Annotated in this window: 30 protein-coding genes; 26 read left to right on the top strand and 4 right to left on the bottom strand. The window is 55.4% G+C overall.

Annotated elements, in window-relative coordinates:
• The first annotated feature begins 45 nt into the window (after window positions 1-45).
• The 10 genes from AC1Q6D_RS24195 (at window position 46) to AC1Q6D_RS24150 (ending at window position 5,182) form a co-directional block, all read left to right on the top strand.
• A complete protein-coding gene (locus AC1Q6D_RS24195) occupies window positions 46-237 on the top strand; it encodes a hypothetical protein (RefSeq protein ID WP_103403807.1) in 192 nt (63 codons plus the stop codon).
• A gap of 10 nt (window positions 238-247) precedes the next feature.
• Entirely contained in the window at window positions 248-478 is a 231-nt protein-coding gene (locus AC1Q6D_RS24190; protein WP_103403808.1) for a hypothetical protein, read from the top strand.
• A 343-nt stretch (window positions 479-821) separates the two neighbouring features.
• Window positions 822-1,232, top strand: a complete 411-nt coding sequence (locus AC1Q6D_RS24185) for a hypothetical protein (protein WP_146041476.1) — start codon at window positions 822-824, stop codon at window positions 1,230-1,232.
• A 144-nt stretch (window positions 1,233-1,376) separates the two neighbouring features.
• Window positions 1,377-1,601 carry a hypothetical protein gene (locus AC1Q6D_RS24180; protein ID WP_146041477.1) on the top strand — a complete coding sequence of 75 codons (225 nt, stop codon included), beginning with the start codon at window positions 1,377-1,379 and terminating at the stop codon, window positions 1,599-1,601.
• A 27-nt stretch (window positions 1,602-1,628) separates the two neighbouring features.
• Complete coding sequence (locus AC1Q6D_RS24175; RefSeq protein ID WP_103403810.1) at window positions 1,629-1,916, top strand: hypothetical protein; 288 nt, start codon at window positions 1,629-1,631, stop codon at window positions 1,914-1,916.
• 101 nt (window positions 1,917-2,017) lie between these two features.
• The gene (locus AC1Q6D_RS24170) at window positions 2,018-3,436 is read left to right on the top strand and encodes a hypothetical protein (protein ID WP_146041478.1); all 1,419 of its coding nucleotides are present in this window, start codon (window positions 2,018-2,020) and stop codon (window positions 3,434-3,436) included.
• Between the two features lie 302 nt (window positions 3,437-3,738).
• Window positions 3,739-4,302: a 3'-5' exonuclease gene (locus AC1Q6D_RS24165; protein WP_256590186.1), complete on the top strand. Its 564-nt coding sequence runs from the start codon at window positions 3,739-3,741 to the stop codon at window positions 4,300-4,302.
• 35 nt (window positions 4,303-4,337) lie between these two features.
• Complete coding sequence (locus AC1Q6D_RS24160) at window positions 4,338-4,565, top strand: hypothetical protein (protein WP_103403813.1); 228 nt, start codon at window positions 4,338-4,340, stop codon at window positions 4,563-4,565.
• 132 nt (window positions 4,566-4,697) lie between these two features.
• Window positions 4,698-4,979, top strand: coding sequence for a hypothetical protein (locus AC1Q6D_RS24155; RefSeq protein WP_103403814.1), 282 nt, complete (start codon window positions 4,698-4,700; stop codon window positions 4,977-4,979).
• Window positions 4,980-4,990: 11 nt separating this feature from the next.
• The gene (locus AC1Q6D_RS24150; RefSeq protein WP_103403815.1) at window positions 4,991-5,182 is read left to right on the top strand and encodes a hypothetical protein; all 192 of its coding nucleotides are present in this window, start codon (window positions 4,991-4,993) and stop codon (window positions 5,180-5,182) included.
• On the opposite strand, the gene AC1Q6D_RS24145 is transcribed toward AC1Q6D_RS24150, so the two are convergent.
• Window positions 5,179-5,838, bottom strand: coding sequence for an SOS response-associated peptidase (locus AC1Q6D_RS24145; protein WP_103403816.1), 660 nt, complete (start codon window positions 5,836-5,838; stop codon window positions 5,179-5,181). The genes AC1Q6D_RS24150 and AC1Q6D_RS24145 overlap by 4 nt on opposite strands.
• Before the next feature lie 299 nt (window positions 5,839-6,137).
• Between AC1Q6D_RS24145 and AC1Q6D_RS24140 the strand changes: the two genes are divergently transcribed.
• The 3 genes from AC1Q6D_RS24140 to AC1Q6D_RS24130 all read left to right on the top strand — a co-directional run bounded on the left by AC1Q6D_RS24140 (window position 6,138) and on the right by AC1Q6D_RS24130 (window position 8,995).
• On the top strand, window positions 6,138-6,956 hold the full coding sequence (locus AC1Q6D_RS24140; protein ID WP_103403817.1) for an abortive infection family protein: 819 nt from the start codon (window positions 6,138-6,140) through the stop codon (window positions 6,954-6,956).
• Between the two features lie 123 nt (window positions 6,957-7,079).
• Window positions 7,080-7,760 carry a hypothetical protein gene (locus AC1Q6D_RS24135; protein WP_103403818.1) on the top strand — a complete coding sequence of 227 codons (681 nt, stop codon included), beginning with the start codon at window positions 7,080-7,082 and terminating at the stop codon, window positions 7,758-7,760.
• A 113-nt stretch (window positions 7,761-7,873) separates the two neighbouring features.
• Window positions 7,874-8,995, top strand: a complete 1,122-nt coding sequence (locus tag AC1Q6D_RS24130; RefSeq protein WP_103403819.1) for a S1 family serine peptidase — start codon at window positions 7,874-7,876, stop codon at window positions 8,993-8,995.
• A gap of 140 nt (window positions 8,996-9,135) precedes the next feature.
• On the opposite strand, the gene AC1Q6D_RS24125 is transcribed toward AC1Q6D_RS24130, so the two are convergent.
• Entirely contained in the window at window positions 9,136-12,396 is a 3,261-nt protein-coding gene (locus tag AC1Q6D_RS24125) for a DEAD/DEAH box helicase (protein ID WP_103403820.1), read from the bottom strand.
• 313 nt (window positions 12,397-12,709) lie between these two features.
• Here AC1Q6D_RS24125 and AC1Q6D_RS24120 point away from each other — a divergent pair, with 313 nt between their 5' ends.
• The 10 genes from AC1Q6D_RS24120 (at window position 12,710) to AC1Q6D_RS24075 (ending at window position 22,430) form a co-directional block, all read left to right on the top strand.
• On the top strand, window positions 12,710-13,150 hold the full coding sequence (locus tag AC1Q6D_RS24120; protein WP_050682269.1) for a LexA family protein: 441 nt from the start codon (window positions 12,710-12,712) through the stop codon (window positions 13,148-13,150).
• A gap of 43 nt (window positions 13,151-13,193) precedes the next feature.
• Window positions 13,194-13,499: a Y-family DNA polymerase gene (locus AC1Q6D_RS24115; RefSeq protein ID WP_158249384.1), complete on the top strand. Its 306-nt coding sequence runs from the start codon at window positions 13,194-13,196 to the stop codon at window positions 13,497-13,499.
• 25 nt (window positions 13,500-13,524) lie between these two features.
• Entirely contained in the window at window positions 13,525-14,838 is a 1,314-nt protein-coding gene (locus AC1Q6D_RS24110; protein WP_069552991.1) for a tyrosine-type recombinase/integrase, read from the top strand.
• Window positions 14,831-16,567, top strand: a complete 1,737-nt coding sequence (locus AC1Q6D_RS24105; RefSeq protein ID WP_103403822.1) for an integrase — start codon at window positions 14,831-14,833, stop codon at window positions 16,565-16,567. Before AC1Q6D_RS24110 ends, AC1Q6D_RS24105 begins: the two co-directional genes overlap by 8 nt.
• Window positions 16,564-17,796 (top strand): hypothetical protein, encoded by a 1,233-nt coding sequence (locus AC1Q6D_RS24100; protein WP_256590187.1) that lies wholly within the window; start codon window positions 16,564-16,566, stop codon window positions 17,794-17,796. Before AC1Q6D_RS24105 ends, AC1Q6D_RS24100 begins: the two co-directional genes overlap by 4 nt.
• Window positions 17,786-18,583, top strand: a complete 798-nt coding sequence (locus AC1Q6D_RS24095; protein WP_256590188.1) for a hypothetical protein — start codon at window positions 17,786-17,788, stop codon at window positions 18,581-18,583. Before AC1Q6D_RS24100 ends, AC1Q6D_RS24095 begins: the two co-directional genes overlap by 11 nt.
• A complete protein-coding gene (locus AC1Q6D_RS24090) occupies window positions 18,573-19,019 on the top strand; it encodes a hypothetical protein (protein WP_057387491.1) in 447 nt (148 codons plus the stop codon). Before AC1Q6D_RS24095 ends, AC1Q6D_RS24090 begins: the two co-directional genes overlap by 11 nt.
• A 579-nt stretch (window positions 19,020-19,598) precedes the next feature.
• Window positions 19,599-20,543, top strand: a complete 945-nt coding sequence (locus AC1Q6D_RS24085; protein ID WP_103403823.1) for a chromate resistance protein ChrB domain-containing protein — start codon at window positions 19,599-19,601, stop codon at window positions 20,541-20,543.
• Window positions 20,536-21,894: a chromate efflux transporter gene (gene chrA, locus AC1Q6D_RS24080; RefSeq protein ID WP_103403824.1), complete on the top strand. Its 1,359-nt coding sequence runs from the start codon at window positions 20,536-20,538 to the stop codon at window positions 21,892-21,894. The genes AC1Q6D_RS24085 and chrA overlap by 8 nt, the downstream gene beginning before the upstream one ends.
• A gap of 83 nt (window positions 21,895-21,977) precedes the next feature.
• Window positions 21,978-22,430 carry a chromate resistance protein ChrB domain-containing protein gene (locus AC1Q6D_RS24075; protein ID WP_103403825.1) on the top strand — a complete coding sequence of 151 codons (453 nt, stop codon included), beginning with the start codon at window positions 21,978-21,980 and terminating at the stop codon, window positions 22,428-22,430.
• A 48-nt stretch (window positions 22,431-22,478) separates the two neighbouring features.
• Here AC1Q6D_RS24075 and AC1Q6D_RS24070 read toward each other — a convergent pair whose 3' ends face one another.
• A complete protein-coding gene (locus tag AC1Q6D_RS24070) occupies window positions 22,479-22,610 on the bottom strand; it encodes a YHYH domain-containing protein (RefSeq protein WP_103403826.1) in 132 nt (43 codons plus the stop codon).
• A gap of 286 nt (window positions 22,611-22,896) precedes the next feature.
• Between AC1Q6D_RS24070 and AC1Q6D_RS24065 the strand changes: the two genes are divergently transcribed.
• Window positions 22,897-24,213 (top strand): MFS transporter, encoded by a 1,317-nt coding sequence (locus tag AC1Q6D_RS24065; RefSeq protein WP_103403827.1) that lies wholly within the window; start codon window positions 22,897-22,899, stop codon window positions 24,211-24,213.
• 38 nt (window positions 24,214-24,251) lie between these two features.
• Here AC1Q6D_RS24065 and AC1Q6D_RS24060 read toward each other — a convergent pair whose 3' ends face one another.
• Window positions 24,252-24,551 (bottom strand): metal-sensing transcriptional repressor, encoded by a 300-nt coding sequence (locus tag AC1Q6D_RS24060; protein ID WP_069557030.1) that lies wholly within the window; start codon window positions 24,549-24,551, stop codon window positions 24,252-24,254.
• 513 nt (window positions 24,552-25,064) lie between these two features.
• Between AC1Q6D_RS24060 and AC1Q6D_RS24055 the strand changes: the two genes are divergently transcribed.
• A complete protein-coding gene (locus tag AC1Q6D_RS24055) occupies window positions 25,065-25,802 on the top strand; it encodes a HupE/UreJ family protein (RefSeq protein ID WP_103403829.1) in 738 nt (245 codons plus the stop codon).
• A gap of 12 nt (window positions 25,803-25,814) precedes the next feature.
• Complete coding sequence (locus AC1Q6D_RS24050; RefSeq protein ID WP_057387498.1) at window positions 25,815-26,450, top strand: hypothetical protein; 636 nt, start codon at window positions 25,815-25,817, stop codon at window positions 26,448-26,450.
• The last annotated feature ends 83 nt before the right edge of the window (window positions 26,451-26,533 follow it).

Raw genomic sequence — 26,533 nt, 5'->3', positions numbered from 1 at the left:
AGAGAGGCGCGATTCCCGCACCCAGGATCGAGCAGGGAAAACAGCATGAAGGAGCAGCACGAATACAGCGACGCTGATCGCCTCCACGGCGCCTGGATCGGCGTTAAAGATCGAATCCACCGGATCGATTACGGCGTAGCAAAAGAAGAATACCCCGGCCAACGCGATGATTTGCGTCTAGAGGTAAACGAGTTGGCAGGTAAGTACCAGAAGCTCACTGGGAAGCTCCCCAGCTAAAGGAAAAACCATGACTCAACAGGCACCAATATCTCTCGAGGCTGTGGCGGGGCTGTTCGCAGTAGCCACGGGGCAGATTGCACATGTCAATTATGGTTCCTGCCCGGACATTGTTGAAGGCGCGCTTGTTCGGGATGATGATTGCCCGGCCTGCCAGTTGCTTCTGGCCGCTGATGCTCAACTGCGCGAAGCCAGTGTGACCCTGCCAGCATTTTTTGCCCCGGACAAAGCCAGCAACTGACGGGGAAAATCAGGCAGCCCCACCTGCCCGCCCATGTCGCGGGCTTCGACATATTGAGTTCAAGCCGGTCGAGGAATTTTACAAGGTCACTTCGGCTCACCGGAGCTTTTAGGATAAGGAAAGAGCAGTGAACATCTTCACAGACTGGTTTCATGGGACACCCTCTACCATCGCTCAATGGACGTTAAGTGGACGTGGCGCCCTCAAGGGAAGTGCACCACTCCACAAAGGCATATTTTTCACTACGAGTCGTGTGTTTGCTTTGGGCAGCGCTTTGGGCAGCGCTGGAGAGTCGACGGCTAGTCCAAACGTGTATCAGGCAACTGTCAGACCTGGGGCTCGTGTGCTTGATATCTCCGCCCCGGGAGTGACGTGTTCTCCTGAGGAGTCGGAGAGTCTGCGTCGGCTCGTTGTAAGCCGCCGTCCGGGCAAGGGCAATATCCAAGCTGAATACCTGGAATACTGGGTAAACGGCTGGAGGACGGGCGAGATCATGAAGTATGCAACAAGACCCGGTGATCTGCAGATGGAACAGATGGCTCGTCTCGCTCTATTTCATCGTGAAACCGCTGAAGGCCAGCATGCCTGGAATCTACTTCAGCGGATCACGCGGGACTGCATCGAAGACATCGTCGATGCTGCAATTGCTGCTGGCTACCAGGCTGTTGCCGGCAACGAACGGCAGGACGGGGTGACTTATCCAATCCTGATCGTGCTCGATCCGAGCATTCTGACATCCCCAGTGAAGGTCTGACGCCGCCCAGGTTCACCCCCAGGCCCGACCGTCAAACGTTGGGCCGATGGAGGCATGGGGCGGTGCACACTCCGCCGGCAGGGCCATCTCACAGTATCAACGTTTCGGGGTGTATGAGCCCCCTCCCACAGTAGGGTAACCGCTATGAAGGGATCGAGTGCCTACGTTACTGCCCAGGAACTGGAAGGATTGCGTGACGTTACCGGCTATCTGAGTGCGATGCTTGAGGGTACATCGGGTGACGCTTCTCATTTGATTGCGGCCAAAGCTGCGTTGCACAGCGTGATCGAAAAGGCCGAAAAATCGAGGCGCGCGACAACCCGGCGCGACACCATCAAGGCGGCATTGCGGTCCGCTGAAGACAGATAGGATTTGTGGTCAAGGAGGTAGAGCAACGTGACATCCGTATTGTTCATCCAGTCAGTGCTATGGACACTGTGTGCAACAGCACTTGGGGTTTCGTACTGGAACTATTCGCGCTATGCCGAGGCGAGGCTGGACCCAGAAAAATCAAAGCGCAACCTCCAGATCGCTATACACGCGAGAAGCGATTCTGGCATCGGTGAAGCCGAGTTTTCGAAGATTGAAAGCGCCCACTATCGTCCTTACCAGACGCGCTTCAGAGCTGCACTCCTCGTAGGTCTGAGCTTTATGGCTGCTGGTCTGGCGCACCTGTTCGCCTAGTCGCGATTACCCTCCGGCTGGACCTCAATTTGGTCCAGTGAACCAAACCTCGGCGGCGACGATTTCATCGTTTTTTTTACCCCACTCAGAGTTATTGCCGGATGTCCAAGTCACGACGTGTCAATTTTTTAAAGTCCACGCGCAAAATCCTTGCAGGCAACGCGGGCCACATGTGTTCTTTCTATGATTGCGGGAAACCCACCATCGGTCCCGAAATCAAAGGCGACGGTACCGTTGGAGTGAAAGGAATAGCAGTCGCTGCGCACATCTACGCAGCTTCTCCCGGGGGGCCAAGACCACCAGTTGGCCTTACTGACAAGGAGATCAGAGCAGAATCGAACGGCATTTGGCTCTGTCCCGATGACGCGCTGAAAGTCGATACCTTTCAGTTTGAATATCCTGCTGAACTTCTGCTGGAGATGAAGCAGGTCCGAGTCTTCGCGCAGAGCCTGGCGCTGCAAAATCCGACCGTCAGCTTTATGGCCCACTCCATAGGCATGAAGCGACTCGACAGTATTGTGCGCAAACACCTGCCTGATCTGGATAAGGAGAAGATCATTGAGGCAGTCAAAGCGGCCTACATCCGAACAGAAATCGCTCATTCAACGGCCGAGCTCCCCTTTCCGACCGCGTCAATCGCGCTCTCAAGCGTCCATACGCTCAGTCGTGTTATTCGGGAGGTAATGGTTTGCGCAAACCACAGACTGAAGATTGAAGACCAGGTGTGGAGAGACGTGATTGCTGACTGGTCCACACACTTTGGGAAATTTAAGCGCCCCCCCCAGGAGTCCGTCACGCTAGTCGATCGTGGCTATGCCAAGATCAGCGCCCGCAATCCCAAGACAGGCGAAATTCTGAAGGACGGCGTCCAGACCGGAGCCTTTGTTATGCTCTCTGATGGTGCTGATCCATCCAATCCGATGACCAAGCACCTCCTGCTACAGAACACATTCACATCTTTCAGCTCGCTTGAATGGAAACTGAATGTGAAGCCTGCTTTTGGCACATTTGAGGTCGAGAGTGAGCTTAACGTCTACAAGGATGTGAGCCCCCGCAACAGCGTGTTTAACAGTGACCGCGAGTCGTTCGAGTCATACGCAGCCGTGCTCGAGAAACTCACCCTGGGTTGGGAACCTATTGGTTATGTAGGCTTGTCGGTGGGTGAAGGAAACGATGACGGCAACTACCATCCAACCCCCGTAAGCATCGCCTGCCAGATTAAGCCTGAACAGTTCGAATCAAGGATCCGCCGATGCGAACGCGTCAAGCTTGGGTATGAGATTGCGGACGAATTTGACGCGACCATGAAGTTCACACCAGTCTTCTTCAATCAGTCGATCAATGATGCTGCGCTATCAGAGGCCGCCGCAGATTTTCTGACTGAGCTGGGCCCAAAGCCATGGAATTTGCTTTGCAGTTCAAAGCCGATCATGCGCGTGAATGATGACGTGGAGATGTACTTTCAGCTCAAGCATTTGGAGTTGAGCGCTGAAACACGTTTCGTGAGGCGCCTCACCTGACGCATCTCCCCCCACCGCGAATTCTGGCCTTGACCGGGATATGATCGATGCCTAACCAGAGACTCCACATGACCCCCGCGGAGGCAGCAGCCAAAGGATGGCGATGCCGGACCCACCTGAGAGCCGAATGCCTAATGCCGGGTCCGAGCGCCCAACCTGCGGGCACTGTTTGGCAGGGGAGGAGCGCCTACAACGTCTATGACCCAGCAGACTGCGTGCCATGGATCCGGCAACCAGGTCCGACGCAACTTCGCCGTCAAGCTATAGTCGCCCGCGCCCTGGAACTTATCGGGGGCGACTGCTTGTTGTTGGACACGGAAACAACAGGCGTAGGGGATGACGCCGAGGTATGTGAAATCACGATTATCGACGCGAACGGTACTCCGATCCTCGATACGCTGGTGCGACCTACTCAACCGATCCCGGCCGAGGCGACCGCTATTCATCGCATCACTGACGAGATGGTGGCCACCGTGCCGAGCTGGCCCGAGGTGGCCGAACAGTACGCAGCCGTCGTTGCTGGTTGCACAGTCGTTGCGTACAACGCCGCTTTCGACGTGAGACTGCTGCAGCAGACCCACCAGATTCACGGCCTGACCGCGCCGATTCTGACTACCGCCTGCGCTATGCTGCTGTACGCCTCATGGAACGGCGAGTGGGTGGAAGGGCGTCAGGGCTGGCAGTGGCGTTGGATCAAGCTGATTGAGGCCGCCCGCGATTGCGGCGTACTGGAGGATGGCGCCCACCGCGACCTGGCCGATGCTCATATGACCCTCGGTGTTCTCCGCTATCTGCAACGGCGAACGAATGGGCGAAAGCCAGCCCGCCAAAATGCTGAGGGAAACGTGGCTGCACTGGCCAACTGATCGAACACACCATCTAGTGTTGAAGGGGGAATGTTATGAGCGAAGAGATTGAAGCCCTCAAATTTCTCAATCAGCTTGCCGACGCTATCGAGCAGCATCATGGCAAATGCAAGGTTGAGCGCGACGTGTTCCTGTTCTGGTTAGACGATATGGTTCGCCATGGCCTTGCAACCGGCGCCGATGAAGAAACAGTCGTGGCAGCAATATTTAAAACCTACCCGTCATGGCAAAACGAGTTGTTCAAAACCGATAGCGATGGCTGAAGAGAACATGACAGAGCAAATGTTGTAATCGAGGGTTTGCCACCTAGGCATACCCCAAACCCCGCCCTCCAGCCCGGGGAAGGTCAGTAAAATAGGGGCACTTTCGGCCACAGGAACGAGCAGGTGACAATCATGAGCGAACATGAATTCACACAGTCCGAAATTAACGAGGCGCTGGCCGAGGTCTCTGCCGCCGACAAGCGCGTGTGGGACTGTTCGACAGGCACCAGACTCAGGTGCATCAAGAATCTTCTGATGGACGATAGCGGTGAGCAAGCGTTCACCCAGGGTCAGAACTACCGCGTGGAGTCCATGCACCCAATCGCCAGGCCGGCCTTTGTTCGGGTGATCGATGACCAAGGTGAGCCGCACGAACTTGATGGTGATCACCTGCGTGAATACTTCGGACGATAGGGAAATCAGCCATGGCCTTGATCGTTCAGCCCATTACCACCGAGGACGAAGCTCGTTACTTTCAGGTGATGAACGACTACAACGACCTGATGTGTAGCCTCGACGTTGGGCCGGTGCCCATGTGCCACTTCACCCCGATGGAGTTCCACGAATGCGACTCCGATCCGAGCGGGCCGCGCTTAAATCGCTGCCGTGCCGACTAGGCCTTACCCTGGACCGGCTCCGCCTCGGCGATGAGCCGGTCAGCGGGATACGGCCGCATAAACTCCATGCTCTCCTCCGCCGGCGCCCGCAACCAATCCTGATGTACGCCATTCGGCAAGATAACCACCATGCGCTTTTCGTCATTGGGTTTGTGAAAATTGCGCATTAACTCGTGTTGAGAGGCGTTTATCGTGAGCATGCTGTAGCTGTGCACCACCTCTCCGCCCGCAGGATCAACCCAGCGTTCCCATAGGCCGGCAATGCCAATCAGGCCACCATCCGCACGGGTGATGCGGGTTGGCACAGCCTTGCCAGAACGCCAGTCCGGCTCGTAGAAAGCAGTGCACGGGATAATGCAATGCTGGGCCTTGGCCCAGGCCGATCGAAATGACGGTTTGGACGCGGCCGTTTCACTCCGGCAATTGTATGTGCTGCGCGCGAGCTTGGTGTCCTTCGCCCAAAACGGTAGCAGACCGAACATACCGACCAGCGCCTCCACCGGACTGTCCCCCTCCTCCGCCCCTTCCTCTCCCCGAGCACGCAGAAAGGGTCCCATGTACCCAGGCCACAGGGCTGTTTTGAAAGGCTGATCCGGTGAAGTGCCGAACCCGGCCAGGAGCCTTTCTGACGAAGGTGCTTCGTATCGACTACACATTGCCGTACCTCCGATACAAAATCACATCATAGGCCATCGCTCGCCATCCCCGCAGGTCGTCTAGCGGCTAGGCTTGTAGTTCTACGAAGGCACCACGGGCGCGCTAAACTTGCACGCCCCTCAAGATTAGGTACGGGTTGGTTGAGTCGCCCCCGCACCAATGAGCCCGCCGATGACCTAGGGAATACCGAATAGCTTTACGAGACTGATTCTTGAAAAATCGCTGCACCTACCGGTCCGAAAGGGCCTTTCGCAGTACCAGGGCGCGGTGTTCGCGTCCGCGAAGTTGAGACAAAGATATGGCTGAGATCACTGCCCTAGAGCGGCGCAAACTCGAAATGCTTCTGGGTATGGGTGAAGGGTATGTCCTGAACTTCTCAGATCGCACCTACGCAGAGTTCTTCCTCGACTTCCGTGTCGATATTGACTCTGCACAGTTCCGAGTCGGTGGTGATTCGAAGGCCAAGCGGATGCGTACCTTCTGGGACATTGGGCAGAACCACACCGTTGGTAAAGTCCTCGAAGGGCTGATTGCCTACGGGCTCCAATTCAAACTACTGAAAAACAGTAACTCATCGCTTGAGGATGACTGCCGTAAGATTGCCCAGCGCCTCTTGAGTAATCAGCCTGTCGCTGATCTGGAGGCACTGACGGCGATTGCCGACGAGCGCGATTTCGAAGTGGTGGCCCAGCATGTGCGCGAAGCCATCGAGAAAAACGAGCCGGAGGGCGCTTTAGATCGCCTGCACACATTCGTAAACAAGTTCATCCGGGTCACCTGTGAGCCGCATGGCATAACGGTCAGCCGGGACAAACCGTTACACAGTGTGTTCGGTGAATATGTGAAGGCGCTACGCGGGAGTGGCCACCTTGAGTCGGCGATGACAGAGCGCATATTACGATCCAGTATCTCGGTTCTGGAGGCCTTCAACGATGTGCGCAATAACAAGAGCCTCGCACATGACAATCCAATTCTGAACTACGACGAGAGCCTGCTGATCTTCAATCACGTTGCCTCATCCATCCGTTTCATCAAGGCGGTAGAAGCGAGAATCAAGACCAAGACCTCTGTTCAGAAGGCTGAAGATCCCTTCTGGGATGAGTCCATTCCATTTTGATACCCCCAGGTAAGCAGCCCAAGCAAACGGAAAAGATGATGGGTCAGCTCATCGAGGCGCAACACACAATAGTCGCTAAGTGGCGTGCAGCCACAGGGTTCCCCACCATCGAGGATTGACTCCATGACCTGCATTCTCGTAGCTCACCTCGGCGAGCATGTCATTCTTGCCGCTGACAAGCGGGCTGTTCGGATCAATGCAGACGGCTCAAGGGCCGTGCTAAATGACGACGTTGAAAAAATCGTGGAAACCGGCGTGGGGGTGATCACAGGCGCTGGCATTGTTGAAATGCTCGATGAAGTGAAATCAAAATTCGGTGGAAAAAACTTCAATGACTCGGGTGAGGTTCTGGAGTCGATTCTACAAGTTCGTAAGGATTACTCAGAGCGGTACAGCGGCAGCTCTCGACTGGATAAGGACCTAAGAGAAACATCGTGGGTGTTCACCTACCCAGCAACGGAGCAAGGCAAGGCTGTCACACGGGTCAGGTTTTATCACCAGTCAGTCAGTGCAGACAGTCTTGTCGTGCTGGGTGAGTACGGGGTGTTATGCCTTCCCGGCGGTCTTAGCTCTATGGAAGCTCAAGCAGTGCAGTCGAGCTTGCAAGAGGTGGTTAGAACGTCTCTTGGCTCGCTTCCTTACGAACAGGCGGCACAGGCCGTTTTCAGCTATATGATCCAGCTCATGAGCGATGTCTCTGAGGTAAGCGTGTCGGTGTCAAGCAGGTGCGATGTGGCTTTGATCAGTGGTAGCAGCGTTGAGGTCGAGATTGGCTTTCAAACGCAACCGGGGATCCGACCATGACAGGCCCGAAGGAAATTCCCGAGCAACAGGGAAAATAACACCGATCACCAGCCCGCCCAGTGCGGGCTTCGCGGTACCCGGCCACAAACTCACGCAGTAGCTAAGAATATTCCATGCCCCCAATTTACCAAGACGTACAAGCACCGGACCCGGATGGTGATTTCATCGGGACCAAGATCATTGAATGGAAGAACGGCGACCGCCAAGCGGCCTTTGACTTGGCTGCGTTCTATGAGGGCAAGGGCCAAGAAGATCATGCCCGCTTTTGGCTGAACAATGCTCATGCAACAGAACTTCAGAGTCACGAGCTCCTTCTAGGACTGGCCGTCAAACACACCAACCCCGCCTTGGCTCATGAGTATTTCACCCGTGCGTTCTATCTGCTGCAAGATTGCGTGGAAGAACTGCACGAGCTTTACGAAAAATATGACCATGTGGCTTTGGGGCTGAGCCGCGCGAGCTACGTTGAGAATTCTGTTCTCTTTGCATCGGCAGTAAAAAAGAAGCAAGACCTCCTGTTGCGGACCACAATTCTCACCGGAACACGACCAGTGATCTTTCAGACCAAACCTGGGCCATCGTCATATGACAATGCACAGTGGGGTGGAGGCTCGCTTTTTGTCATGCGTTGGGGCGGTGTCGATTTTGCTGTGACCGCTCTGCACGTCATCGAAAATCTTGGCGCTAACAGGAAAGAATTTCGCCTGTTGCTGCCAGAGAGTCCTGTTCCATTGGACATGTACGGAGGCATATCTCCCAGCCGTGATCTACCACCGGACAGAGATGAGCTCGATGACATCTATGCCTGGCACATCAAGGGCTACCCAGAGTCAGACGACGGCTTTTGGGCATGGAATCTTGAGTTGTGGAGTAAGCCTGCATCGGATCTTTCGCCAGGGCAGCAGCTTTATGCTGCCGGATACCCGGACCTTGACGACCGATATGACTGGGAAAATTTCAAGGTCAATGATATAGCGCTCATCGTCACAGGTGTTGCGGCCGGGATATTGGTTGATGGCGTCCACGTCATGGATATCGAAGAGGTCGATCACGACCTGAATTTAATGAGTGGTGGGCCGGTGTTCGCCAAATTTGACGACCGGTTCTATTACGTGGGGATGATTCTCAGGGGGCGATCAGACGCAAGGAAAATAAACTTCCTAGACTCGAAATATGTGATCAATCTCCTCGCAAAGCATAACCTCGCCCACAAGGCTCAAATAACGCCTTCTTGAGTCGGACGCGCCGCGAAGCGGCGAGCCAGGCTTTCGACCTCTATGATACTGGAAGGGGACATCCTGCCCCCCTTCCCACGTCCTGCCTCTCCCTGCACTTCTTCCCAAACGAACTGACGCGCCAAAGCTTCCAGCGAGAGCTACTCCGTCGCGAAGACTTGGCGCTCGACGGACGCATCCAGCAGTGTCAGCGCAGGCAACAGATCCATCACCTTGCAGAAAATCGGCCGCTTCGACCAATCTGCCCGGTCACCGATGACGTACAGCCGACGCTTGGCTCGGGTAGCCGCCACGTTCACCAGGTTCGGTTCGGACACGGCCCACTCACGCGCACCGGGCGAATCCGAATTACCGCCCAACACGAGCACGACCACAGAAGATTCTTTTCCCTGCATGGTGTGGATGGTGCCAAAGACCATGGGTTGACGCAGCATCGCCCGCAACTGGTTACGCACGTCCTGGAAGGGGGTAATCACTGATATGTCCTTAGCTTCCACGCCCTCCAGCGCCAGCTTGGCCAGCAACGCCTTCAATGCCAGCCCCTCCGCCTCGACCCAGTTGCCGCTCGAGGGCCCACGCACGTCGATCCAGCCTGTCGGCAGCGTGGCGGTGGTTTCCTTCTCCGGGGATGGCGTACTGGTCCCGTACACCATGGCGCCGTCATAGGCGATCCGGTTGGCCAGCTCGAACATGGGGCGGTCGCAGCGCCGGTGAACCACCAACGGTAATCCGACCCAGCTTTTCATACCGGCCGGGCCGAGCATCCTGCCGACCGCATTGCCCTGGTCAGCCACCGACTGCGCTGATTGCCCACTGGGGATCCAACGCGGGTCAACCTTGAATGGCTGACGCATGTGTTCAAGCGCAGCGTCAGAAACGGACAGAATTGGCTTGAGTTGCAGTGGATCACCGACCATCACCGACCGGCGCGAACGCCATAGGGCACCCACTGCAGCCTGAGGTGTCGCTTGCCCTGCTTCATCCACCAGAAGCCAGCCAATCTCGCCAGCACCCAGCGTGCTAAACGTACGGGCAAAGGACGCGAATGTGCTGCTTAGTACCGGTACGACCATAAACAGCGTTGCCCAAGCGGACCGGATGGCGTTTTGAGACACGCCGCCGTATCGGGTTCCCTGCAGCATGCTGGTGACAAAGTTCAGGTTGGCGCGGACCCGTTTTGGTTCGAGCTCGAAAAAGGTCTTATGCAGACGTAGTGCTTCAATGAACACGCGCGCACGCGCCCGGCGCCATCCCGGTACAATCCATGGTTCGGCCAACTCAATGTCTGGCCCCCGGCCGATGCTGCCAGTTCGCAGCCAAGCCAGAAAATGTGCTGCTTTGTACTTTTCGGCCAGCGTGGTCACCTGCGCTTCACGCGCTTTCGCCGCGTGTTGTAACTGCAGCAACCTGACCTCGCTCACGACCAGCAACTTGTCGAATTCAGCCAAGTCATCCTGGAGCCGCTTCACCTTCACATCAACAAGCGTCGATGCCCGCTCATCCGCATCAAGAACTTTCTGCAGCAGATCCAACTCCTGCTTCCATTGTCGGTAGCGACCCCACAAGCTGAACAGGTTGGCCAAAAAACCGGGCTTGGTCTTGTTATGACGCTGTATTTGAGTCACCTGTGTTCGAACCGTACCCTGTGCGGTGGTGCCTTCCTTGATGACGTCGTCGACCTCAGACTTGAGGCGTTTGCGGCCCGCAACGGACAGAGCAAGTTGTTCCTGCTTGATCCGGACCTGCTCTCGCGCCTGCAGCATGGCATCCAACAACTGAGTCGCCAGTGCGGCCTCAGCCCCCACCGCCTCGGCCTGGGCCTTAGCGTCGGTGTAACGCTTCACGGCCGCTTGCCAGATGGACTGCCGGCTAACCGTAAGCTTCTCAACGGCGACCTCTTGCTCATCGAGCCATTCGCGGAAGCCTTTCGGTTTTCGCTCCTCATCGGGGCCAGCTGCTTTCCGAGCACCGTCCGCCTGCTCACCGTCAACTTTCTCTGCCTTTTCCGGAGCGTCGTCCGGCTCATCCAGCTCCTCATCAAGGTCGACCGCGTCGGGGCCAGTCTTCCCTAGTGGCTTTCCATCGCCATAGTAAAACCGGGTGACAAATGTCTTTCGGTTGGTCTTGCTGCCCAGGGCAGCAGAGAACAGCCCCCAGGCGGGTTTGCCGGTCAGCCACTCGCCCAGGTCGGCGAAGTGATCGAGGTCGGACAGCCAACGTTCGTCGATCTTGTCTCGTTGGGGTAGCTCCAGCGTGACATTCTCAACCGCGCCGTTGTTTGATGAGGCCACGACAATTTCATGACCCAGCAGGCGATCATTCAAGCTGAAGCAGAATTGAGGCTTGCCCCCGACCCTCGCCTCCTCGGCGCGCAGTCCCTTGCCCTCAAATGCATCCGCAGCTCGCGGCAGCGAGGCCAATACATCAGCCCGACCGGTAACGACTGAGGCAATGATGTCCCTCAGCAACGTGGTTTTACCCGTACCCGGCGGACCATTGACCGCACGCTGTCCTTTACTGGTGCTGAGTGAGCCAGCGATATGGTTAACCGCCAGTTGCTGGGAATGGACCAGCCCTTGGTCGGCTTCTGTCGGCCAGCAACCACTCGGGTAGCGAGCCGGTGCCAGCTCGTCCAATAAGACCCGTGAAAAGCGATCATCGCCGACGTCTATTCGGCCAATCCCTGTGTGGGCTGTGAGGTAGGCATTCAGCGGTGCACTGCTGTTGCTGCGCTCCAGGCTGTCCGCAACTTTGGCCAGGTCGTCCAGAATGAAACTGTTCAACGGGTCGTCGTCGTTTTCGACCTGTGTAGGCTTGATCGGTTTGGAGCGAAAGCGATGGAAGCACTGCTGCTCCGCGAAAAAATCGCGCAGGCCGAAGTATGTGACGATCCAATTGGTGAGGCGGACAATTTTGTCCGCGGTCACCACCCCTGCAAGATGCTCTGTCGCGACGGCTCGTACCTTGTCCTGGGTCTCGTCGAAACTGCGCGCCCAATCCTCCCCTGCGCGCACTCTTGCCAGCAGCCAAGCGGCAGAGGACAGCACCAGGCTGTCGGCCACCATGGCGCCGGTGTGCGTTAACTTGAGCGCGTACAGGGCGACGAGCTGACTTTGGGGTTCCGCGTACCCCTGATCGGCGCCAAACACGTCCTCCAATGCCTTCACGGCGTATTTGAAGTCGTAGCAATGCCCGAAAAGGAGGTGGCTCCACACTTTGCCTTTCGGCAGTGGTTCTTTTAGGACTTTGCTCGTTTTGTCCCAGGGCATCACCGGGTTGGCCACGGAAACGTCGTGAATGTACGACTGATGCGGCATTTCCCGCTTCTTGAGCTTGGGGGCAGCCTGCGGCTGAAGCAGTTCGACTGAGCGCCAGTAACGGACGATATCGGCAGGGGTCATCCAGTGTCCTTATTGAATTTTGCGCTGCTGGGAATCAAGCGGTCTGAATAGGCGCACATCGTACGAGGCGGACGGTGCCGCGGGGGAGTCTTTTTTTCTCTCACTGCCAGCTCCCTGACCATTTTTCTTCAGTCTGTTCCATTTGCGGTGGCCACGCCCTCCCCTGTCCATTTTTTCCGGCTTCGCCGGGCCCGCGGTGCGGGCACACCCCTGTCCATTTTTTTTGCTACTGCCTTCCGGCGCGAGATCCTTGTCGCTTGATGGACTGCGTGTATCATGAATTCATTTACTGTACATCTATACAGGCTAACCAATGAATTCCATTTCAGTCATCGGCCGCATCCGCGTGGAGCCTGCCTCCGGGCTGCTACCCGTCTTCACATCGAAGCTCAGTTGCGGGTTCCCTAGTCCTGCCGAGGACCTCATCGAGGAGATGTCGTCACTGGATGACATTGCTGTCGCCAACCCGCCTGCGACCTACCTGGTGCGCAGTGGAGGCGACTCGATGATTGATGCCGGCATCTGGCCTAACGACGTGATTGTGGTCGATAGGTCCAAGAAGGCGGTCAACCGTTCAATCGTGGTTGCCATTCATGAGGGGGAGTTTGTGTGCAAGCGTCTGGTGATTGCCGGCGACGTCGTTCTGCTCTGCCCCGAAAACACGAGTTACTCCCCAATCGTAATTGCAGACAAAGAAAGCTTAATTATCTGGGGCGTCTGCACTTTTAATTTGCACCGACTTTGCCCGGTATGAACGGACGACCTGCGTTCATCTTATTAGATGCGATTGCTTCTACGTGTCAGCGGAGCGTGTTTGGCGTCCTGAACTTGCAAACAAACCTGTTGTAGTTGCCGGCTCTGGTGATGGATGTGTAATCGCACGCTCTGACGAAGCCAAGGCACTTGGCATTAAAATGGGAGAAGCTGTTCACTTAGTACGCCAACAACATTGGCGCTCTGGGTTGATTATTTGTTCCGCGAACTTTCCCCTGTATGGCGACGCGAGTTCGCGCCTGATGCGATCTGTTGCCACTGTTGCGCCAAAAATTACACCGTACTCAATTGATAAGAATAAGTTGCATACTGTGGACGCCCAAAGTTAGATGGTGTCCCCATGGACATTGACGCTTGTTCTTACAGAGATTTCACTTGCCTACCGTCGAACACATTCACTTCAGTCCGCATGACCTTTCTGTCAAAGACCGCCTGATTACCTACTCGCTGAATAGCTCCCGTGTAGTGATCGAAGGACTACCACAAATATTCTGGGAAGACGGCTTGCCCTGGAGAGAAGCCAATCTCTGGGCTATGGAGAGAGTCACCAATGGTGAGGCACTCCTTAAGACCGTTTCTAGCAACCTGAACGGGCTGTTGAACTACGCGAAGTTTTTGGAGAGTCGCGGGCTTCAGTGGTTTGAGTTTCCGTCTCGAAAGGCTGATCGATGTCTTGTTCAGTACCGTGGGGCGCTTATCAAGGCTCGTGATGCTGGTCATATCAGTCCTGCCACGGCTTCCGAGTACATGCGTAACTGCATCAGTTTCTACAGGTGGGTTAGGAGGCGTGGCCTTCTAAACCCGCTATTGCCGCTGTGGAAAGACAAGCGCTATTTCATCAAATACTTTGACCAGGTCGGCTTCGAGCGAACGCTAGCTGGCACCAGCACCGATCTGGGTATTCCAAACCGAAAACGCATTGGGGTCACTTTGGAAGGTGGGCTACTTCCAGTGTCTGCGGTTGATCGAGACGCCATTCTTGATTTCGCAAAACAGAGCGCCTCACCCGAGCTTTACCTGATGTTGGCTCTAGGTTTCTTTACGGGTATGCGACTGGGAACGATCTGTGACCTTCGTATCAATACGTTGGAGCGTGCCCTACATGATCCGTCTGCTAAAGGTCTGCTTCTGATATCCGTAGGGCCAGGTGCGTCCCCGCCCGTGCATACCAAATTTGGAGTAACTGGCCAGGTATGGATTCCCGAAGCTTTGTGCTCAGAAGTCTTGGAGTACGCCAAGGGTCTTCGCAGGTTGACTCGCGAGGCATCTGCTGCTGGCGAGCATCAAGACTTAGTGTTCTTGACACGTTTCGGAAACCCTTTCGGACGTCGCAACAGTGATCAGTCTTCGGCCATAAACGTTGAGATGTCATCGCTTAGAAAATTAGGCATCGCGTCGGGCATCAAAGCGCTCAGGAAGTTTCGCTTCCACCAATCCCGATGCACCTTTGGAACTGAGCTAGCTAGGCTCGCTTTAGCAAATTGCACTGATGTGGCGATAGTGATTGCGACTGTCAGCAATGCATTGCTTCACGGTCGAAATTCGGAGGCTACCACCTTCAAATACATCAAGTTTGTGCAGGCCGAACCCGCTAAGCAGGCCATTGCGAACAGCTTCATGACTGCGTTTACAGGAATTGCTTCGAGGCAGGGAGCGAGTAATGAGTAACCTGATGTCTTTAGACCTGACGTTTCCAATGATTGAGTACGGGAAAAACGAGACGCCCTGGGATCTGGCACCGCTTTTATACAGTGGTGGTGCTGGGGCAAAAGTGAAGACTGTGCGCAGTGAAATCACATCAGAGGCTTTCGGTGACCCTTTACTGGAGCGGTCGGAGCTTGTGAAAGGACTCCATGATTGTTTGACCGATGACCTTGCCGGCGGAGGAAGCCGCTTTTCGGCGAATAACAAGATCGGTGCGTTGAGGAAGTTTTTTCAGTGGGTTGATCAATGCGGGCGTCCGTTGAGTGTTGATTCGGTCACGGAAGCATACCTGGGGTGGGCCGAGCATCTTCTACAGCGTCACCGCGTAGAAGGATATCTAACCGCCGGATCGTTATACGACACGGCAAGTTTAACCGCGACAATGCTTGACCGAGTTCTGGGTCGAAGCTCGACGCTTCTCTACAGCACCCGAATTCGCAAACCAAGAGGCAACGGAAGGGCAGGTAATGGAAGCGCTGGTAAGCAAAGCTTAGAAGAGAGCTTCTCATTCGGGCAGTTAATTGCCGACCTCTGTACGGCTCTTACCTATGAGGCCGTGACGGGGCCACTTCCCATCCAAGTGGAATTGCGGTCAGGTTCGACGCTACCTATCTGGTGCGGCCTACGCGACACAGGGAAGGAAGCGTCACGACGGATCCGACCTCAAACCAAATTCCAGATTGCGGACATCCTTCGAAACCGCGAACTTCGGAACTCTGACGTTTCAATCGAGACTCGATACCCAGCAGTGAATCTGCGAATCGAAGCCGAGTTGCTTATGTTCATCGCACAAACGGGCATGAATTTGTCGCAGGCGCATCAGCTTCGGATCGACCAATACCATTACACGAGTCATCTTGATGGTTACCAAGTCAGGTCTTACAAAAATCGCCGTCAGGGTGAAGTGCTTTTTGAGGTTTTCTCAAGCTATAAGCAGTGGTTCGAACGCTACATTGAGTGGCGAAGCACGTGGTTTCCAGTCGATCTAGAGGGACTTCTTTTTCCTCTCGTCCGTCTTGGGGGACGTCTCGTTCTAGAAGCTCCTCAGTTCACGGCTATTGCGCGTGTCTGCACCGATTCCAATGTTCGATTCGTTCGACCCCGTAAGCTCCGGGGCGCGCGTATTAATTGGCTGCTACGTGAGTCGCAACGCCCCGAACTGGTGGCGGAAATCGCACAGCACACCGCTGAAACTTTGATTCGTGTGTACGCCGAGCCCAATCCGCAAATTGCGATGGTTGAAATCACTCGGTTTCACCGGCAAGCAGATCTCGTCGTTTGCTCACCTGCTCCAGGTACTTGTGTAGCGCCGATACCAGAATCGGTCGTGGATGCTCCGACTAATGCTCCTGATCCCGATTGTATTAACGCAGCGGGTTGCCTTTTCTGCGTCAATCATCGGGATATTGAAAGCGAGGATCACGTCTGGTCTCTGAGTAGTTTGCGAGTGCTCAAGAGCTTGGAGCTAGCTAGATATCGCCCAGCGTGCACGGTTAGATCTGACGAGGCTGACCATCCGGCGATGCTTGCGGTCGAGCGTCTGAGTGCGAAGTTACGGTTCTTTCAAGAAAGTAGCGAGGTGCGTCGGCTTTGGGTTGATGAGGCACTGGCTCGCATAGCTGAGGAGGACTATCACCCAGCTTGGGACGGATTTATTCGGCTTGCGGAAGTTACAGCGGGGCCTTCCCTATGAATATGCTCACGACGTTAGGGCTTTCTATCGAGTCGCCTCTCGCCGTTCCTGGGGCATCGAATTACCGTCCAGAGAGCTGGCCTCCGCCACCTGATTGGCCGGTCGTAATTGATGCACAGGGCAAAATTATAAGCCGCTGGGGCGATCCAATTTGGAGGCTTGATCCATGGGCCAAGAAGGCACTGACGCTGAATTTTGGTGATGGGCCAGTTAAAAAATCAGCGGCGCCAATTAGCTCAAAGAACGCAAATTTACTTCGAATCATCACTGGCTGGTGGCTATACGGGCCGTATGGCGCTCGTGGCTACAGATCCCTTAAAACGCGTTTCGATCAGATGCGGCGGCTGTTTGTTCTTTGCGAAGAGGCAGGAATACTTGCCAGCGAATTAAGCCACTTTCCACGCGTATGCGAACGGATCCCTGCCTTTCTTAATACCTCAAGAAAAACCGAGTTTCTGTCGTTAATGCATGAGCTTTACGCGTCCCGTAATGCCGTAGGATTTACGTTGCTGGATTCAGGCTCCCTAACCCGTCTGGCTGCGCTTTTTCCAACTCACCATACAGCTCAAACACCTTACATTCCTCCACGTATTTGGCGCTATCAAGTTACTAGGCTGCGAGAGTGCCTTGATGACTTCCTATCCCATCGAGAACAGGTTGAAGCTTGTTACCGGTTCTGCTTCGCGGCTTACGAACATAACCAGAGGGTTTCGGAGAGAACAGCGTGCGTAAACGCCCCGCCTTTTTGCGGCCATAAGATGCAATTATCAGGCGCTAAAACGGGGCTTCGTTTTCTCGGCGCGTTTGCAGATACCGCGAAACGCTTCGGCATCTTTGAGCTACTTGAACGTTGGGTGGGTCGAAGTGGCGGCTTGCAAGTAACAGCGCTGACTAGCTATCTGAGATTGGTCAACGGCGCGGGATTAGCTTACATCCTTAACTTCAGTCTCATGCGGGTCGAGGAGGCATGGAATCTTCGAGCCGGGTGCCTTGACATCGAGCACGACAAGAGCTTCGGCGACATTTTTTTGTTACGTGGGCAGACGACAAAAACGCTCTCTGATAGCGACGCCGTGGGTCACATCCCCATCTGTGACAGTCGCCGTGAAGGCGATGGAGGTTATTTCTCTGTTTCGCTCACTATACGCACCTCACGAAGCCGCGAGAGTTCTCGCCGGGCGTTACTTGACCGATTTTTCTTACGAGCCCTGGAGTTCGTTGCGCAATAAAGGTAATCATTCACTGAGGCCAAGCATTCAGTCATATTCCGACCTTTTGGGGCAGCACGGGAAGCTCTTTGACTTAGAAAATTTGCGTATCACGCCTGAGGATTTGAAATTGGCCCGGCTAGCTACCCCTTCACTGCCGGAGGAGTATCAAGTGGGCGCTGTATGGCCGTTGGCATGGCATCAGTTGCGTAGAACTGGGGCAGTAAACATGCAAGCTTCCGGGCTCGTAAGTGATGCTTCGCTTCAGTACCAGCTCAAGCACGTCACACGAGCGATGAGCCTTTACTACGGACAAAATCACTCGCGGATGCGTCTAGAGGAGAAGGCTCACACTCTGTACGTTCGCACAATGTACGAGACGCTGGGAAGAGAGTTACAGCAGCTTACGAGTGAGCGTTTTGTCAGCCCCCATGGAGACAAACGAAAGGCTGAGATCGTTCGGCTGATTTCGCCAGAGGATGCGAAGAAGATGATTGGTTTGGCAAAGAAAGGCGCGGTCGCCTGTCGCCCGATCATTCTTGGCGTTTGTTCGAGTCGTGAACCTTGTCCGTACGGCGGAATTGACAACATTGCTCATTGCGGGGGCGGTGATTCAGAGGATGCAAAACCTTGCCCTGACGTGCTGTATGACTCAGAACGATTGGGCGCGGTAGATGATCTTGAACATGTACTCAAAGAGCGGCTTGCTAATGCTCAGAATGGAAGTCCGCTAATGGAATCGTTGATGGCTCAACAGCGAAGCGTAGAGAGCTTCCGTCGTGTCGTAGGGAGCAGAAATGGACGTTGAACTCCCTGCTCGCCGCAGCGCGGCTGATCAATATCGTGATGCTTTTGAGCGCCTGAAACTCGATAGGCCACAGCTTCTACCGAAGGGGACACCGGTCACTCAGAACAACGTGGCCAAAGAGGCGGGGAGCGATCCGTCGGCGCTTAAGAAATCTCGTTTCCCGAGTCTCATCGCAGAGATAAAAACCTACGTGGAACAACATGCGGAGGAGCGACCTCCTTCGTTGAACAAGGTAAATCTTCTCGCACGCCAGAAAACCCGCGCCCTGCGTGATCGGATTGAGCAAGTTGCCCGGCAGCGCGACCAACTCGCAAGTTTATTGAGCGAAGCGGATGCGAAAATCATTGAGCTGTATGACCGTATCGCTGAGCTTGAGAGGCAGTTGCCTGCGTCAAATATAATTTCTTTGGATCCGCGCGGGCCGAGAAAGCTTTGAGATCACAGCGCGCGTGCAGCTAGTCGCCTGGGTATAGCGGCTGGCCTATTCCGACCACTCTGCTGCTCAACCTTGATGCGGCGAGCCGGAAAGAGATGAGCGTTCTGCTAGATTGAGGCATCTCAGCTGGCAGCTCCGGGCTAGATGCTTTCTGCCGACTGGCTGCGATACGGCGATAGAAACAGGCAGCTATCGGCCGATTCTGTTGAAAAAGTCGGCCATGGTTTGCACATCAGAACAATACGCGTCCGAGGTTGAAATCTTTACTTTTGGCAGAGGCTTCCGGACTCGAGTTTCACGTAGCAGCGTTACAAAAAAGGCGTTTTCACCAGTCAATGACCAAGCAGTTTGGGCAGACCGACGTTTTCAACAGAATCGGCCAAAACCGGACGCTCATCACGAACGTCTTAAGCTTGAAAGCCTGATTGACTGGCCAACACGCACAGCACCTATTAACCCTGCCTTCGCAACCCTTTCTCCAGTTGGTCTCGCCAAAACCCTAGCTCTATAGGGTGGCTTTTCAAACGCCAAGATCAAGAGTAATGTAATACTGACTACATATTGAATAGCTATCTCTACATGAAAAATTGGCTAGCTCTGATTCTTGGCTTACCCACCGCTAATGCCACCGAACGCATGCGGGCTTGGCGCGCTTTGAAAGCTTCAGGTGCGGCGGTATTGCGCGATGGGGCCTATCTGTTGCCTGACACCGGTTTCTGTCGTGAAGTGCTGGCGTCTATCGAGCGGGACATCCTTGCCATCAATGGCACCGCTTACACTCTGCCCGTTGTCGATCCTGACGGTGAGCGCTTTGTCGAGTTGTTCGACCGTAGCGAAGACTACGCCGGGCTTCGTGCGGAGCTTGATGAATGCCGAGCACAACTCAACGCTGAGAACGCACTGGCGAGCACCAAGCAGATTCGTAAGCTTCGCAAAGCCTACGATCAACTGATCCGCATCGATTACTTCCCAGGCAAGCCTAAGCAGCAACTGGATTCGGCGTTGCAGGAGCTAGAAACGGCGGTCAGCAGGGCCCTGTCTGCGGATGAGCCCCATAGCCGCGACCAACCAATAACGGCACTCAACCTTGTTGATTATCAGGGGCGTGTCTGGGCAACCCGTAAGCGCCCTTGGGTAGACCGTCTGGCATGTGCCTGGCTTATTCGCCGTTTCATTGACCCCAATGCGCAGATTCTCTGGTTAGACACGCCGCAGGACTGTCCCGTCGATGTGTTGGGTTTCGACTTCGATGACGCAACTTTCAGCCATGTCGGCAACCGCGTGACCTTCGAAACCCTGCAAGCCAGTTTTGAACTTCAAGAGCCCGGCCTGAACCGTATCGCGGCGTTGGTGCACTACCTCGATATCGGCGGCATTCAGCCTTTGGAGGCTGCCGGCATCGAGGTAGTGCTGGCAGGATTACGCGAGACCATTACCCACGACGACCACTTGCTGGCTGCTGCCAGCGCCATCTTCGACGGCCTGCTCGCCGAGTTTGTGAAAGAGGAACAACCCAATGCGTAAGGTTTTCGCACCAGCGGTTGAAGAGGATCTGTCGAAGCCAAAGCCGATCAGCTTGCGTGAGGCATTCTGGTTCTGGTTGAAGCTGGGTTTCATCAGTTTCGGCGGGCCAGCCGGACAGATTTCGATCATGCACCAGGAGCTGGTAGAACGTCGGCGCTGGATCTCCGAACGACGCTTTCTCCATGCGCTCAACTATTGCATGTTGCTGCCTGGGCCAGAGGCTCAGCAATTGGCGACCTACATCGGCTGGCTGATGCATCGAACCTGGGGCGGAGTGATCGCCGGAGTGCTGTTTGTGCTGCCCTCACTGTTCATCCTGATCGCTTTATCATGGATGTACATCGCGTTCGGCGAAGTGCCCGTGGTGGCCGGCCTCTTCTATGGGATCAAGCCCGCCGTGACGGCCATCGTGGTGCAGGCGGCACACAGGATCGGCACTCGGGCGCTGAAGAATAATTGGCTGTGGGCGATAGCAGCAGCTTCCTTTACCGCGATCTTCGCGTTCAATGTTCCTTTCCCGCTGATCGTTTTGGGGGCAGCGTTAATCGGCTATGTCGGAGGGCGTCTGGCGCCTGAGAAGTTCAGAACCGGGGGCCATAGCGCTACCAAAAAGACTTTCGGCCCAGCCTTGATCGATGACGACACCCCGTCCCCGGAACATGCCCGGTTCAGCTGGATAAAACTGGCGTCGCTCGCCCTCATCGGCGCAGCGCTGTGGGCGTTGCCGATGGGAGTCCTGACCGCGCTTTTTGGCTGGGAAGGCACCTTGACCCAGATGGGCTGGTTCTTTACCAAGGCCGCGTTGCTGACTTTTGGCGGAGCCTATGCAGTCCTCCCGTATGTCTATCAAGGTGCGGTCGGTCACTATGGCTGGCTTACCCCGACCCAGATGATCGACGGTTTGGCACTGGGGGAAACCACACCAGGGCCGCTGATCATGGTGGTGGCCTTCGTCGGCTTTGTTGGAGCGTACGTCTCACAAGTGTTCGGCGCCGATCAGGTGTTTCTGGCCGGGGCTGTGGCCGCCTCCCTGGTGACATGGTTCACCTTCCTGCCCTCGTTTCTGTTCATTCTCGCCGGCGGCCCGCTCGTGGAGTCGACCCACAACGAACTCAAATTCACCGCACCGCTTACCGCAATCACAGCGGCGGTGGTTGGGGTGATTCTCAATCTGGCGTGTTTCTTTGGCTATCACGTGCTGTGGCCGAAGGGCTTCAGCGGCAACCTCGACTGGCCCTCTGCACTGATCGCCATCGCAGCGGCGATTGCCTTGTTCCGCTTCAAGCGGGGCGTCATCCAGGTGCTGATGGCCTGCGCGCTCGTTGGGTTGGCAGTACATCTGCTGCGCTAGACCGCATGAGTGGATTAACAATCTCTGGCAGGCACTGGGCCCGCCAGATCACCCAGCCTACCGAGCTAGGCAGGAGGTGTTCCATGAGGTGGATTACCCGTGAACGACCCAAGATCGACCGCATCGCTTGTCCCTGGTTGATCACACGCTTTATCGATCCCCAGCCTGAGTTTTTATACGTACCCAGTGGTGATGTGCTGCGATTAGCGGCGGAGAAAGACGCTGCGCCTTACGACATTCCCGGCGTAGAACTTACCCATGAGGGCGAACTGTGCAGTTTCGATGCATTTCTGAAGAAGTACCAACTCAGTGAGCCCGCCTTGCAGCACTTGGCCAAGATCATACGCGGCGCTGATACCTCTCGCCTGGATCTGACTCCGCAATCGGCTGGGCTGTACGCCATCTCACTGGGACTGTCGCAGCGATATTCCGACGATCATGAAATGCTTTCGCATGGACTGATCCTGTACGACGCACTCTATGCATGGTGCAAGGAGTGCCAAGGTGAATCGCATAACTGGCCTCCACAAATGTGAGAAAGCCAGCTTGCATTGAAGCCCAGCCTCAAGCTGGGCTTTTACCGTTTAGTGGCAGTGGTAGTCGTTCGTTTTATGGTTGCGGTGGCAACCTTTTGCATCAGTACCGCCGCTGTGCGCGAAGGCCGCCACGGAGGTAATGGAAAGTAAAGCGGCGATCAAAAGGGCAGACAGTTTCATCAGGGCTTACTCCATGCTCATGTTTTTACATCCGTGAGACCTCTCACGCTCCGCAGAGTATGGCCAATTGCCTTCACTGGGCAAGCGACTTCCTTACTCTCTGCCTGACATTCGATGAAAGGCTGAGCGCCTATTTCTTGAGCTGTCCCCGCCTCTAGTTTAGGATGGTGCTATATCCCCCTAGGGGGGATACAAAAACATCTATAAACGAGAAACTCGTCGCTCTCTTTCTTCGAGAAATGCTCGACAACCAGATGGGCGCACGCCTCTCCATGTGAGATTTCTCATGCTGAAAATCCTGACCAACCGAACCTACCGCCATCTCTTTCTAGCCCAAGTGATTGCGCTCATAGGAACAGGTCTTGCCACTGTCGCGCTGGGCCTACTGGCATTCGATCTTGCAGGTGCCCAAGCGGGGGCCGTCCTTGGTACAGCGTTGGCGATTAAGATGACGGCCTACATCGGCGTTGCGCCCATTGCAGCAGCTTTTGCAGAGCGTCTCCCCCGTCGGGCAATGCTGGTTTCGCTGGATCTGGTGCGAGCCTTGGTTGCGCTGGCTCTGCCGTTCGTGACCGAGGTCTGGCAAATCTACGTACTGATTTTCGTCCTTCAGTCAGCCTCAGCAGCGTTCACTCCGACATTCCAGGCGACCATTCCAGACATACTGCCGGATGAAGATGACTACACCCGTGCCTTGTCCCTATCGCGTCTGGCCTACGATCTCGAAAGCGTCGCCAGCCCTATGCTCGCCGCAGCACTGCTGACAGTGATCAGCTTCCACAACCTATTCGCCGGCACTGTCATTGGGTTCCTTGCCTCAGCGGCATTGGTCGGCACAGTGCTGCTGCCAAAGGCGAAGCAAACACCGCGACGTAGCATCTATGAGCGAACCACCCGTGGCATGCGTATATTCCTGGCGACGCCGCGCCTGCGAGGGCTGCTGGCTCTCAACCTGACGGTAGCTGCCGCCAGTGCCATGGTTATCGTCAATACGGTAGTGCTGGTGCAGTCGCGCTTCGCTCTGCCGCAGAGTTCTACGGCATTGGCGCTGGCCGCGTTTGGCGGCGGCTCCATGATCGCTGCTTTGGTCTTACCTCGGCTTTTGAAAGACATCAAAGACCGAACGGCCATGCTGTTTGGCGGAGGAATCTTGGTAGTAGGCTTGGCCGTTGGCATCAACCTGACCACCTACAATTTCCTGTTGCCGTTGTGGATGTTGCTCGGAGTGGGCTATTCCCTGGCGCAGACCCCGAGCGGTCGGCTGTTGCGTCGCTCGGCGCATGCCGAAGATCGCCCGGCATTGTTTGCCGCCCAATTTGCGCTGTCCCATGCCTGCTGGTTGATTACCTACCCACTGGCGGGATGGCTGGGTGCCAACATCAGCCTTACGGCGTCGTTTGTTGGGCTAGCTATTGTGGCCGGTGGCGCACTGGTGGTCAGTATTGTGATCTGGCGTCCGGCTCATGACCAAGAGTCGATCAAACACACCCATGAGAACCTGCCGGACGATCACACTCACTTCGACAGCCGAGAGGGTGCGGATCACGAACACCCTTATGTGATCGACGACCAGCATCGCCGATGGCCAGATAGACGACCGTAGTCCCTAAGATTTGCTAAGACTGGTTGGTCATGTCAGATCTAGAGGTACTTGGTGATTTGCTTGAAGGCTTCCAGTGGTGCGCGCTCGCCATTGTTCAACGCTGAGACGGTGTCCTCCAGGCAGTGATCAATGTGATCCTGAATGAGCGTGCGCTTGGCTTGGCACACCGCTTTTTCAACCGCATGCAGCTGCTGGGCGATGTCCACGCACTGACGACCCTCTTCGATCATCGTGATGATGCCGCGTAAATGGCCGTCCGCTCGCTTGAGGCGCTTGATGATCGCCTCATGACTTTGGTGGGTATGGGGATGGCTGTGTTCGTGTTCGTGCTCACTCATGACTTGAGCCTCAGGCCTCAATGAATTACGCTGGCATCCTATCCCCCCTAGGAGGATATGGTCAAACGCATCAAAGCCCTACAAAACGAGTTGAAATCCGAACGCTATGTTCAGCAGAACATTGACAACCACGGTGGTAATCGCGCTTGTTCTCGCCATGTTTGTGGCCTGGGCCGGGCATACCTATACGTTGTCAGTGACACCGAAACAGCCAGCTTGGGAGATTGCGCAAGACGCCCATCACTCCCATGAACAGCAAGCCGAGATGTCGTGTGCGAGCTGCTCGGATCACTATCACTCGCCGCTGACCCCTGACCATCAGCACGAAACGCCACAGCTTACGTCCGCGTTGAGCTTGGCCGCGCAGCCGAAGCTCTCTTTGCGGGTCGATGCGCCACGCTATTCCGTTCCCCGTCCGCCGATTTTCTTGATCGAGCGGCCACCCCGTCCTTCGTTCGCATCCTGACCATGGCCGCAGTGCGGCCTTTGACCCCTGCAACGTAGGACTGATCTATGCATTCGCACTCGATGAGCGGCGTTGACGCACTTACTGCGCCTTCGCGTCGCCTGCTACTGCTGCTGTTTTTATTTGTCGTGTCACTTTTCCTCGCAATGCCCGAGGCGATGGCTCATGCCGTCGCCGAAGGTGACAAGGGATTCATCCAGGAAAGCTCCGGCGTCATGTTGCTGCCCTTCATCTACATGGGCGCTAAGCACATGATGACGGGCTACGACCACCTGCTGTTTCTGTTCGGGGTGATCTTCTTCCTCTACCGCCTGAAAGACGTAGGTCTCTACGTCACGCTGTTCGCCGTAGGCCATTCGGTCACGCTGCTGCTGGGCGTGCTGACTGAGGTCAGCATCAGCTCCTACATCATCGACGCCATCATCGGTTTCTCGGTGGTGTACAAGGCGCTCGATAACCTGGGCGCATTCCAGCGTTGGTTCGGTTTCCAACCCAACACCAAAGTGGCCACGCTGATCTTCGGCCTGCTCCACGGTTTCGGTTTGGCGACCAAGATCCAGGAGTACGAAATCTCGCCTGATGGCCTGATTCCGAACCTGATCGCCTTCAACGTTGGTGTCGAGATTGGCCAATTGCTGGCCCTCAGCGCGATTCTCATCCTGATGGGGTATTGGCGTCGCACCGGTAGTTTCTGGCGCCACGCCTATACCGCCAACGTCGCCATGATGAGTGCCGGTTTCCTCCTGATGGGTTACCAGATCACCGGCCTGTTTGTCTCCGCGTAAGGAATTCTGACCATGTTCAATACTCCGCTTCCAACTGTTAATGAATTGCCTAGCACTCGCAAACTGGTGCGTTCGACTCTCATTGCGCTGCTGACTGCGGTCGGCCTGCTGGTGACCGTCGTCATGCCTTCGGAATACGCCGTTGATCCAACGGGTGTGGGCCGAGCACTGGGACTGACCCAGATGGGTGAATTGAAGATCATCCTTGCTCAAGAGGCGTTGGCGGATGCCGCACCACCTCAACCAGCAGCTCCAGCCCCGCAGGTTGCGCAAGTCCAACCTATTGCGAAACCTGTTGCTCAGCCGGTGCCAACACCTACCCCAGTTCTGAAGACGAATCAAATGAGCGTCACGCTCAAGCCAGGTGAAGGGACAGAAATCAAACTGGAAGTGCTCAAGAACAAGACTGTCAGCTATGAATGGACTGCGGTTGGTGGGCCTGTGAACTACGACACCCATGGTGAGCCCTACAACGGTGAAAAGGGTTACTTCCACAGCTACAACAAGGGCAAGCAGGTCAAAAGTGATAAAGGTGAATTCACCGCCATTTTTGACGGCACCCACGGTTGGTTTTGGCGTAATCGCAGCAATAACGACGTGACCATCGCACTGAAAACGACCGGCGATTACTTGAGCGTCAAACAGTAATCCGAAGCGACGATGGCTTTTCTACTGTCGAAAATTCGGTGCTCAGCCTGACCACAGACCATTTATTTCATCCATTTTTAAAG

The sequence above is a fragment of the Pseudomonas sp. MT92 genome (assembly GCF_058792515.1).
This window is presented reverse-complemented; position numbering and strand designations above follow the sequence as displayed.

What these genes read in the sequence shown, in the direction of transcription:
- AC1Q6D_RS24140 (WP_103403817.1), top strand. Translation starts at nt 6,138, where the DNA reads ATGGCTGAGATCACTGCCCTAGAGCGGCGCAAACTCGAAATGCTTCTG.
- AC1Q6D_RS24060 (WP_069557030.1), bottom strand. Translation starts at nt 24,551, where the DNA reads ATGAGTGAGCACGAACACGAACACAGCCATCCCCATACCCACCAAAGT.
- AC1Q6D_RS24160 (WP_103403813.1), top strand. Translation starts at nt 4,338, where the DNA reads ATGAGCGAAGAGATTGAAGCCCTCAAATTTCTCAATCAGCTTGCCGAC.
- AC1Q6D_RS24050 (WP_057387498.1), top strand. Translation starts at nt 25,815, where the DNA reads ATGTTCAATACTCCGCTTCCAACTGTTAATGAATTGCCTAGCACTCGC.
- AC1Q6D_RS24120 (WP_050682269.1), top strand. Translation starts at nt 12,710, where the DNA reads ATGAATTCCATTTCAGTCATCGGCCGCATCCGCGTGGAGCCTGCCTCC.
- AC1Q6D_RS24130 (WP_103403819.1), top strand. Translation starts at nt 7,874, where the DNA reads ATGCCCCCAATTTACCAAGACGTACAAGCACCGGACCCGGATGGTGAT.
- AC1Q6D_RS24055 (WP_103403829.1), top strand. Translation starts at nt 25,065, where the DNA reads ATGCATTCGCACTCGATGAGCGGCGTTGACGCACTTACTGCGCCTTCG.
- AC1Q6D_RS24090 (WP_057387491.1), top strand. Translation starts at nt 18,573, where the DNA reads ATGGACGTTGAACTCCCTGCTCGCCGCAGCGCGGCTGATCAATATCGT.
- AC1Q6D_RS24135 (WP_103403818.1), top strand. Translation starts at nt 7,080, where the DNA reads ATGACCTGCATTCTCGTAGCTCACCTCGGCGAGCATGTCATTCTTGCC.
- AC1Q6D_RS24155 (WP_103403814.1), top strand. Translation starts at nt 4,698, where the DNA reads ATGAGCGAACATGAATTCACACAGTCCGAAATTAACGAGGCGCTGGCC.
- AC1Q6D_RS24180 (WP_146041477.1), top strand. Translation starts at nt 1,377, where the DNA reads ATGAAGGGATCGAGTGCCTACGTTACTGCCCAGGAACTGGAAGGATTG.
- AC1Q6D_RS24145 (WP_103403816.1), bottom strand. Translation starts at nt 5,838, where the DNA reads ATGTGTAGTCGATACGAAGCACCTTCGTCAGAAAGGCTCCTGGCCGGG.
- AC1Q6D_RS24085 (WP_103403823.1), top strand. Translation starts at nt 19,599, where the DNA reads ATGAAAAATTGGCTAGCTCTGATTCTTGGCTTACCCACCGCTAATGCC.
- AC1Q6D_RS24150 (WP_103403815.1), top strand. Translation starts at nt 4,991, where the DNA reads ATGGCCTTGATCGTTCAGCCCATTACCACCGAGGACGAAGCTCGTTAC.
- AC1Q6D_RS24070 (WP_103403826.1), bottom strand. Translation starts at nt 22,610, where the DNA reads ATGAAACTGTCTGCCCTTTTGATCGCCGCTTTACTTTCCATTACCTCC.
- AC1Q6D_RS24100 (WP_256590187.1), top strand. Translation starts at nt 16,564, where the DNA reads ATGAATATGCTCACGACGTTAGGGCTTTCTATCGAGTCGCCTCTCGCC.
- chrA (WP_103403824.1), top strand. Translation starts at nt 20,536, where the DNA reads ATGCGTAAGGTTTTCGCACCAGCGGTTGAAGAGGATCTGTCGAAGCCA.
- AC1Q6D_RS24075 (WP_103403825.1), top strand. Translation starts at nt 21,978, where the DNA reads ATGAGGTGGATTACCCGTGAACGACCCAAGATCGACCGCATCGCTTGT.
- AC1Q6D_RS24170 (WP_146041478.1), top strand. Translation starts at nt 2,018, where the DNA reads ATGTCCAAGTCACGACGTGTCAATTTTTTAAAGTCCACGCGCAAAATC.
- AC1Q6D_RS24065 (WP_103403827.1), top strand. Translation starts at nt 22,897, where the DNA reads ATGCTGAAAATCCTGACCAACCGAACCTACCGCCATCTCTTTCTAGCC.
- AC1Q6D_RS24125 (WP_103403820.1), bottom strand. Translation starts at nt 12,396, where the DNA reads ATGACCCCTGCCGATATCGTCCGTTACTGGCGCTCAGTCGAACTGCTT.
- AC1Q6D_RS24105 (WP_103403822.1), top strand. Translation starts at nt 14,831, where the DNA reads ATGAGTAACCTGATGTCTTTAGACCTGACGTTTCCAATGATTGAGTAC.
- AC1Q6D_RS24190 (WP_103403808.1), top strand. Translation starts at nt 248, where the DNA reads ATGACTCAACAGGCACCAATATCTCTCGAGGCTGTGGCGGGGCTGTTC.
- AC1Q6D_RS24195 (WP_103403807.1), top strand. Translation starts at nt 46, where the DNA reads ATGAAGGAGCAGCACGAATACAGCGACGCTGATCGCCTCCACGGCGCC.